This is a genomic window from Micromonospora sp. 4G55 (assembly GCF_016803375.1).
On sequence record NZ_JAEVHN010000247.1, the window covers coordinates 1 to 8,423 of the forward strand.

Sequence of the window (8,423 nt, forward strand, 5' to 3'; positions counted from 1 at the left end):
CGGCCGGCGGCCGGGGCCGACGTCCGCCCGGCCGTCCACCGGCGCACTGCCCGGCGCGACGCCAGGGGTGTCCGATGCGACGCGGGATCCCTCCGGCGCCACGCGGGGGGCCGCCGGTGCGGGACGGCCGACGAAGGACGAGCTGGCGGCCGCGGCCGACCGGATCCTCCCGGACCTGATCGCGCCCGGGCTGGACGTGCTCTTCGTCGGCATCAACCCCGGGCTCTGGTCGGCGGCCACCGGCTGGCACTTCGCCCGACCCGGCAACCGCTTCTGGCCGGCGCTGCACCGGGGCGGCTTCACCCCCCGCCAGCTGCACCCGAGCGAACAGGACCAGCTCCCCGGCCTCGGCCTGGGCATCACCAACATGGTGGCCCGGGCCAGCGCCCGCGCCGACGAGCTGACCCCGGCGGAGCTGGTGGCCGGGGCGGAGATCCTGACCGGCAAGGTCGCCCACTACCGGCCGGCCTGGGTGGCGGTGGTCGGGGTGACCGCGTACCGGATCGGCTTCGGCCGGCCGAAGGCCGGTTTCGGCCCGCAGCCGGAGACGCTGGCCGGGGCCCGGCTCTGGGTGCTGCCCAACCCGAGCGGCCTGAACGCGCATTTCACCCCGGAGACGCTCGGGGCGGCCTTCGGGGAGCTACGGGCGGCCGTCGCCGGCTAGTTGGCCGCTGCGGGCTAGTTGGCCGCGGCGGGCGGCAGCGCCTCCTGGGCGACGTACGTGCCCAGCGGCACCGTGGTGATCACCGGCTCGGGTTCCGTCGCCGCGTACGGCGCCGGCGAGTCGGCGACCGCGAACTGGGTGCGGTACAGCTCGGCGTAGAGCCCGCCGACCGCCACCAGCTCCTCGTGCCGGCCCCGCTCCACGATCCGGCCGCCGTCGAGGACCAGGATCTGGTCGGCGTCGCGGACGGTGGAGAGCCGGTGCGCGATGACCAGCGCGGTACGCCCGGTCAACGCGACCGCCAGCGCCCGCTGCACCGCGGCCTCGCTCTCCGAGTCCAGGTGGGCGGTGGCCTCGTCGAGGATCACGATCGACGGTGCCTTGAGCAGCAGCCGGGCGATGGCGATGCGCTGCTTCTCGCCGCCGGAGAAGCGGTAGCCGCGCTCACCGACCATCGTCTCCAACCCCTCGGGCAGCGCCCGGACCAGGTCGGCGACCTGCGCGCCGGCCAGCGCCGCCCAGATCTCGTCGTCGGTGGCGTCCGGCTTGGCGTAGCGCAGGTTCTCGGCGATCGTCTCGTGGAACAGGTGCGAGTCCTGGGTGACCACGCCGATCTCGTCGCGCAGCGAAGCGAGGGTGGCGTCGCGGACGTCCACGCCGCCGACGCGCACCTCGCCGTCGGTGACGTCGTAGATCCGGGAGATCAACATGGACAGCGTCGACTTGCCGGCGCCGGAGGGCCCGACCAGGGCCACCATCTGGCCCGGCTCGACGGTGAACGACACGCCCTTGAGCACCGGCTCGTTGACCGTGCGGTCCAGGGTGGCGACCTCCTCCAGCGAGGCCAGCGACACCTCGGCGGCGGCCGGGTAGCGGAACCGCACGTCGCGGAACTCGACCCGTCCGTTGCCGCGCGGCACCGGCACCGCGTCCGGCTTCTCCTCGATGCCGGGGCGCAGGTCGAGCACCTCGAAGACCCGGTCGAAGGAGACCAGGGCGCTCATCACGTCCACCCGGACGTTGGACAGCGCGGTCAGCGGGCCGTAGAGGCGGGTGAGCAGCAGTGCGAGGGTGACCACCGTGCCAGCGCTGACCCCGCCGGTGACCGCGAGCCAACCGCCGAGCCCGTACGTCAGCGCCTGGGCCAGCGAGGCGACCAGCAGCATCGCCACGAAGAACGTCCGCGAGTACATGGCCGACTGGATGCCGATGTCGCGGACCCGCTCGGCCCGGCCGGCGAAGCGGCGGGCCTCGATCTCGGGCGAGCCGAAGAGCTTGACCAGCAGCGCCCCGGCGACGCCGAACCGCTCGGTCATCGTCGCGTTCATCTTGGCGTCGAGGTTGTACGACTCCCGGGTGATCTCGGCCAGCCGCTTCCCGACCCGCCGGGCCGGGATGATGAAGATCGGCAGCAGGACCAGCGAGAGCGTGGTGATCTGCCAGGAGAGGGTGAACATCACCCCGGCGGTGAGCACCAGCTGGATGACGTTGCTGACCACCCCGGAGAGGGTGGAGGTGAACGCCCGCTGGGCGCCCATCACGTCGTTGTTGAGCCGGCTGACCAGGGCGCCGGTCTGGGTGCGGGTGAAGAACTGCAACGGCATCCGCTGCACGTGGTCGTAGACCCGGGTGCGCAGGTCGAGGATGATCCCCTCGCCGATCCGGGCCGAGTACCACCGCTGGGCGAGGGAGAAGAGGGCGTCGGCGACCGCCAGCGCGGCGATCACCAGCGCCAGGCGGACCACGACCGCCCCGGCCTCGGCGCCGCCCCGGGTGATGGCGTTGATGACCTTTCCGGCCAGCACCGGGGTGGCCACCCCGATGATCGCGGCGATCACCACCGTGACCAGGAAGACGACGATGTCCCGCCGGTACGGCTCCGCGAAGGCGACGATCCGCCGGGCGGTGCCCCGCTTGAGCCGGTGCGCGGAGACCTCGTCGCTGCTGCGCATCGACCGGAGCATGCTCCACCCGGCCATGCCCCCACCGGACATCGGGTTGGACATCGGTCACCTCCGGGTTCTGGGGCAGCGCGCACCGTCGGGTTCGATTCTCCCGACGACTACGACAACCTCAGTAGTAACCCGGATCTTCCCGAACGGTCCTTACTATTCTCCCCGTCCGGCGAGGTCGCGCAGGCGGCGGGTCTGCGCCTCGCGCTCGGCGCGCTGCTGGTCGGCGTGCGAGCGGCCGGCCGCGCCGGCGAGCAACGCCTTGATCTCGACCACCGCGTCGCGGTTGTTGGCCAGCAGCCCGGCGGTGAGGTCGCGTACCGCGCCGTCCAGGTCGGCGGTGGGCACCACCAGCGTGGCCAGCCCGATCCGGTCCGCCTCCGCGGCGTCCATCCGGCGGCCGGTCGCGCAGATCTCCAGGGCCCGCGAATAGCCGACCAACTCGACGAGGCGCTTCGTCCCGGCGAGGTCGGGCACCAGGCCCAGGGTCACCTCGGCCATGGAGAGCTTGGCGTCCTCGGCGAGCACCCGGAGGTCGCAGGCGAGCGCCAACTGGAAGCCGGCGCCGATGGCGTGCCCCTGCACGGCCGCCACGGAGATCACGTCGGGGCGGTGCAGCCAGCTGAAGCCGCCCTGGAACTCGGCGATCCGGTCGGCGCACTCCTGCTCGGGCAGGGTCGCCAGCTCGGCGAACGAACCCGGCCCGGACGCGCCGGCCACCGACAGGTCGAGGCCGGCGGAGAAGGACCGCCCCTCGCCGCGCACCACGACGACACGTACGTCGCCGGGGAGATCCCGCGAGAAGTCGCTCATCGCGCGCCACATCGCCGGGGTCTGCGCATTGAGCACGTCGGCCGGCACAACGTCACCGTCGCCACCGGCCCGTCGCAGTCGAGTCGTACCCCGGTCGTCTCGGCGGTCACCGGACGGCCCGGAACACGACGCTGATGGACGACGCTGGTGGGCGGGTCACGCCTTCTTGCGGCGCCGGGCGCCGCCGCGCTGCCGCAGCTGAACGCCGGACTCGGTGAGCACCCGGTGGATGAACCCGTAGGAACGTCCGGTCGAGGCCGCGAGCGCGCGGATGCTCTCACCCGAGGTGTACCGCTTTACCAGGTCCTTGGCGAGCGTCTGACGCTCGGCTCCGACGATCCGGCGACCCTTCTCAGTGCTGGTGGCTGTGCCAGTGGCTGCCATGCTGATTCCTCACGTCCCAGACTGTGCGGTTCGGATACGGTCCCACCTATTAGACCGCCTCGAACGATCATGCGCCAGATATCAACTCTTCGCCAACCGACACGCTATGCGATGTCAGCTTCCCGATAGAGTGATCCTTCCGACCGGCCCCACAACACGTGTGCCTCTGGGCCGTTCGGAGCCCCCCGCACGCCCCGTACCCTGCCTGGCGTGACCGACCTGCTCGCCGCCGCGGCCGGCGCGGCCCTGGTGTTCGCCGCGACCAACGTGGACGACATCGTCGTGCTCACCGTGCTCTTCGTGGCCGCCCGCGCCACCGGCCGGCCCCGGCCCTGGCGGATCGTGGCGGGCCAGTACCTGGGCATCGGCGCGCTGGTCGCGACCGCGCTGGTGGTCGCGGCGGGGCTGCTCGTGGTGCCCGACCCGTGGACCGGCCTGCTCGGCCTGCTGCCGATCGGCCTCGGAGTCCGGGCCCTGCTGGCGCGCACCGACGACGAGGCGCCACCGGCCGTGGTCGGCGGCGCGCTCGGGGTGGCCGGCGTGACCATCGCCAACGGCGCGGACAACATCGCCGTCTACGTGCCGGTGTTCCGCTCCCTGGAGCCGGCGGCCGGACTGGTCTGGCTGATGGTCTTCGCCGCCCTGGTGGCGCTCTGGTGCGCGGTCGCGGCCCTGCTCGGCGGGCATCCCCGGGTGGTCCGGGTGGTCGGCCGGGCCGGCCACTGGCTGGTACCGGCGATCTTCGTCGGCGTCGGCCTGGTCATCCTGGTCACCTCCGGCGTGCTGACCCGCCTGGCCGACCTGGCCACCTGAGGCCCTCCCGCCGGGCGCGGGCCGTCAGGCCAGTTCGACCAGTTCGAGCAGGTCGTCGCTCCAGGCGTCCTCGTCGCCGTCGGGGAGCAGGATCGCGCGGTCGGGCTTGAGCGCCAGCACCGCGCCCGGGTCGTGGGTGACCAGCACGATCGCGCCCGGGTAGTTGGCGATGGCGTCGAGCACCTGCTCCCGGCTGACCGGGTCGAGGTTGTTGGTCGGCTCGTCGAGCAGCAGCACGTTGGCCCCGGAACAGACCAGGGTGGAGAGGGCGAGTCGGGTCTTCTCGCCGCCGGAGAGCACCCCGGCCGGCTTGTTCACGTCCTCTCCCGAGAAGAGGAACGCACCGAGGATCTTGCGCAGGTCGGTGTCGGACTGCTCGATGGCGGCGGCCCGCATGTTCTCCAGCACGGTCCGCTCGACGTCCAGGGTCTCGTGCTCCTGGGCGTAGTAGCCCAGCCGCAGGCCGTGCCCGGCGTGCACCTCGCCGGTGTCCGGCTTGAGCAGGCCGCCGAGCATCCGCAGCAGGGTGGTCTTGCCGGCGCCGTTGAGCCCGAGGATGGCGACCCGGGAACCGCGGTCCACCGCGACGTTCACGTCGGTGAAGATCTCCAGCGAGCCGTACGACTTGGAGAGGCCGGTCGCGGTCAGCGGGGTCTTGCCGCACGGCGCCGGGGTGGGGAAGCGCACCTTCGCCACCTTGTCGGAGACGCGTACCTCCTCCAGGCCGGAGATCAGCTTCTCGGCGCGGCGGGCCATGTTCTGCGCGGCGACGGTCTTGGTGGCCTTCGCCCGCATCTTGTCGGCCTGGGCCATCAGGGCGCCGGCCTTCTTCTCGGCGTTGGCCCGCTCGCGGCGGCGGCGGCGCTCGTCGGTCTCCCGCGCCTCCAGGTACGCCTTCCAGCCCAGGTTGTAGACGTCGACCACCGAACGGGTGGCGTCGAGGAACCACACCTTGTTGACCACCGACTCCAGCAGCGCGCCGTCGTGAGAGATGACGATCAGGCCGCCCTTGTGGTTGGCGAGGAAGTTGCGCAACCAGGTGATCGAGTCGGCGTCGAGGTGGTTGGTCGGCTCGTCGAGCAGCAGGATGCCGCCGCCGTTCTCGCCGGCGTCGCGGAACAGGATCCGGGCCAGCTCGATGCGGCGGCGCTGGCCGCCGGAGAGGGTGCCGATGGTCTGGGCGAGCGCCCGGTCGGGCAGCCCGAGGTTGGCGCAGATCCGGGCCGCCTCGGCCTCGGCGGCGTACCCGCCCAGGGAGGCGAACTGGTCCTCCAGCGCGCCGTAGCGGCGGACCAGCTTGTCGTCGGCGCCGTCGGCCAGCTTGGCCTCGATCTCCGTCATCTGGGCCATGAGCACGTCCAGCCCGCGGGCGGAGAGCACCCGGTCCCGCCCGGTGACCTCCAGGTCGCCGGTACGCGGGTCCTGCGGCAGGTAGCCGATGGCGCTGCGCCGGTCGATCTGGCCGGCGTACGGCTGCCCCTCCCCCGCCAGCACCTTCAGCGTGGTGGTCTTGCCGGCGCCGTTGCGGCCCACCAGGCCGATCCGGTCACCGGGCTGCACCCGCAGGGTGGTGTCGGACAGCAGGATCCGGGCGCCGGCACGAAGCTCCAGGCCGGTGGCAGTGATCATTTTCCGGTACTCGCTCTCGGGGTCTGGAAGGGCTGACTCAGGGCACGCGAAACGGCCGGCGGGCCCGATGGACCGTCGGCGCGGGGCGGTTCAGCCTTCGCAGAGCAGCACGAGGCAAGTGTACCGGGCCGGCTTCCGGGCCCCGTCCGGATTACCGAGCAAGATCATCGGGTACCGAAACGCCGTCCGGACCCGGTCCGGTACCGCAACCACCAAACGTGATGAATCGGTGATCGGGGTCAACATGGAGCTGAACGAGAACGCGCAGATCGACACCAGTCAGGTGGACGATCGGCGAGGGTCCGGCGGGGGCGGCAGGATGGGCATCCCCATCCCGATCGGCGGCGGTCGCGGAGGGATCGTCGGCATCATCATCGCCGTACTGGTCGCGCTGGTCGGCGGCGGCTTCGGACTGAACGCCGCGACCAACGGCGGCGGCGGTGAGCAGGGCGACAACACGTCGCTGCAGCAGAAGTGCTCGGCCGACGACGCGCTCCAGCAACTGGACTGCCGCAACACCGCGTACGTCAACTCGATCCAGGCGTACTGGCAGACAGCGCTGCCGGAGAAGTTCGGCGAGCAGTACCGGCCGTCGAAGACGGTCTTCTTCAGCCAGGGCGTGAACACCGGCTGCGGCCAGGCCGACTCCGGCGTCGGCCCGTTCTACTGCCCGGCCGACGACCTGGTCTACATCGACCTGACCTTCTACCGGGTGCTGGCCGACCAGCTCGGCGCGGAGGGCGAGTTCGCCCAGCCGTACGTGCTGGCCCACGAGTACGGCCACCACGTGCAGGACCTGCTCGGCACCGAGGCGCAGATGCGCCGCCAGCAGCAGCGCGACCCGGACAACGCGAACGCGCTGTCGGTGAAGCTGGAGCTTCAGGCCGACTGCTACGCGGGCGCCTGGGCGAAGAACGCCACCGGCACCGCCGACGCGAAGGGCCAGAAGATCTTCAAGAGCGTCACCGAGCAGGACATCGCGCAGGCGATCGACACCGCCGAGAAGATCGGCGACGACGCCATCTCGGAGCGGGCGAACCGCCCGGTGAACCCCGAGGAGTTCACCCACGGCTCCTCCGCGCAGCGCAAGGAGTGGTTCAGTCGCGGCTACGACAGCGGCGACCCGAAGTCCTGCGACACCTTCGGCGGCAGCCTTTGAGCGCCCCGGTCCGAGGTGCCCGGCGGCGGCCGGTGGGTTCCCCACCCACCGCGCCGTGGCGTTTCCGGGTCACCGGTTCCGGCCGCGTCCGGCCGGAACGGCTGTGGTCGGGTCAGGTTCGCCGTCGACCCGGCAGCCGCCGGTGACTGCGCCGCCTGAGTCCCTGACTGGTGACGGCATGATAGATGATCATGACGATGAGTCCGATCAGGCCCACCACGGGGTTGACGAACCAGCCGAGTGCCGCGCTGCTGCCGTAGAGGAAGATGCCGGTGATGGGGCGGACCCGCTGGGCGTGCAGGTGCTCGGTGGAGGTGTCGGGTGCCAGCAGGGCGGGGTGGCGTTCCAGATAGGCGAAGAAGGCCAGCCAGGGTACCGACATCAGCGCGGCGGACAGTGCGTACAGGACCACCGCCACCCGCCGGTCGGCGGCACCCGCATTGGCGAACGCCGACGCGAGCACCGCGGTGGGAAACGGGATGATCACGGCGCCGAGCAGCAGGGCGAGGTTGATCCAGTTGAGTACGAGGTTCGTCCGGCCGACCAGGAGCAGCAGCGCGTGGTGGTTCAGCCAGAGCACCCCGATGTAGCCGAACGAGACGACGAAGGCGAGGTAGGCGGCCTTCTCGTGCAGGAGCGCGTCGAGCAGCCCACCGGATCTGTACGCCGGTGGGCGAAGTTCCAGCACCAGGAGGGTGATGACGATCGCGAACACCCCGTCGCTGAACGCCGTCATCCGGTCGGTGTCGGTCGTCGTCGTGCCCCGCGCCGCCGGCACGGCCCCCTCGCGTGCGGCCATTTCCGCAGGCTAGCGGCCGGAACGCAACGAGTTAGTCGCGCCACACCGAGCAGGTCCCGCCCAGGTCGCCGACGACTTCGGGCCGGAGGAACGACGGGCCGCAGCGGTTCAGGCGTCGGGTGCGGCGTCGCGGACCAGGATCCGCACCGCGCGGGCCGCGGCGATCGCGGCGACCAGCACCGCGTGCCGGGGCTCGGGGACGTCGAGCAG

Annotated in this window: 7 protein-coding genes and 1 pseudogene; 3 read left to right on the plus strand and 5 right to left on the minus strand. The window is 71.8% G+C overall.

Annotated elements, in window-relative coordinates:
* Nucleotides 1-67: 67 nt before the first annotated feature.
* Nucleotides 68-664, plus strand: a complete 597-nt coding sequence (gene mug / locus JNW89_RS19860; RefSeq protein WP_238450036.1) for a G/U mismatch-specific DNA glycosylase — start codon at nt 68-70, stop codon at nt 662-664.
* A 14-nt stretch (nt 665-678) separates the two neighbouring features.
* Here mug and JNW89_RS19865 read toward each other — a convergent pair whose 3' ends face one another.
* From JNW89_RS19865 to JNW89_RS19875, 3 genes and pseudogenes are all read right to left on the minus strand, one after another.
* Nucleotides 679-2,658, minus strand: coding sequence for an ABC transporter ATP-binding protein (locus JNW89_RS19865; RefSeq protein WP_238450037.1), 1,980 nt, complete (start codon nt 2,656-2,658; stop codon nt 679-681).
* Between the two features lie 114 nt (nt 2,659-2,772).
* Nucleotides 2,773-3,539: pseudogene (locus JNW89_RS19870) on the minus strand (enoyl-CoA hydratase/isomerase family protein).
* 46 nt (nt 3,540-3,585) lie between these two features.
* Nucleotides 3,586-3,813, minus strand: coding sequence for a helix-turn-helix domain-containing protein (locus JNW89_RS19875; protein WP_007462679.1), 228 nt, complete (start codon nt 3,811-3,813; stop codon nt 3,586-3,588).
* Between the two features lie 210 nt (nt 3,814-4,023).
* On the opposite strand from JNW89_RS19875, the gene JNW89_RS19880 reads away from it, so the two are divergent.
* A complete protein-coding gene (locus JNW89_RS19880) occupies nt 4,024-4,626 on the plus strand; it encodes a cadmium resistance transporter (protein ID WP_238450033.1) in 603 nt (200 codons plus the stop codon).
* Between the two features lie 24 nt (nt 4,627-4,650).
* On the opposite strand, the gene JNW89_RS19885 is transcribed toward JNW89_RS19880, so the two are convergent.
* Entirely contained in the window at nt 4,651-6,255 is a 1,605-nt protein-coding gene (locus JNW89_RS19885; RefSeq protein ID WP_238450034.1) for an ABC-F family ATP-binding cassette domain-containing protein, read from the minus strand.
* Nucleotides 6,256-6,499: 244 nt separating this feature from the next.
* Here JNW89_RS19885 and JNW89_RS19890 point away from each other — a divergent pair, with 244 nt between their 5' ends.
* Nucleotides 6,500-7,414 carry a neutral zinc metallopeptidase gene (locus JNW89_RS19890; protein ID WP_238450038.1) on the plus strand — a complete coding sequence of 305 codons (915 nt, stop codon included), beginning with the start codon at nt 6,500-6,502 and terminating at the stop codon, nt 7,412-7,414.
* A gap of 112 nt (nt 7,415-7,526) precedes the next feature.
* Here the strand turns inward: JNW89_RS19890 and JNW89_RS19895 are convergent, their stop codons facing one another.
* The gene (locus tag JNW89_RS19895) at nt 7,527-8,213 is read right to left on the minus strand and encodes a TMEM175 family protein (protein ID WP_238450035.1); all 687 of its coding nucleotides are present in this window, start codon (nt 8,211-8,213) and stop codon (nt 7,527-7,529) included.
* Nucleotides 8,214-8,423: the final 210 nt, after the last annotated feature.

What these genes read in the sequence shown, in the direction of transcription:
- JNW89_RS19865 (WP_238450037.1), bottom strand. Translation starts at nt 2,658, where the DNA reads ATGTCCGGTGGGGGCATGGCCGGGTGGAGCATGCTCCGGTCGATGCGC.
- JNW89_RS19875 (WP_007462679.1), bottom strand. Translation starts at nt 3,813, where the DNA reads ATGGCAGCCACTGGCACAGCCACCAGCACTGAGAAGGGTCGCCGGATC.
- JNW89_RS19885 (WP_238450034.1), bottom strand. Translation starts at nt 6,255, where the DNA reads ATGATCACTGCCACCGGCCTGGAGCTTCGTGCCGGCGCCCGGATCCTG.
- JNW89_RS19890 (WP_238450038.1), top strand. Translation starts at nt 6,500, where the DNA reads ATGGAGCTGAACGAGAACGCGCAGATCGACACCAGTCAGGTGGACGAT.
- JNW89_RS19895 (WP_238450035.1), bottom strand. Translation starts at nt 8,213, where the DNA reads ATGGCCGCACGCGAGGGGGCCGTGCCGGCGGCGCGGGGCACGACGACG.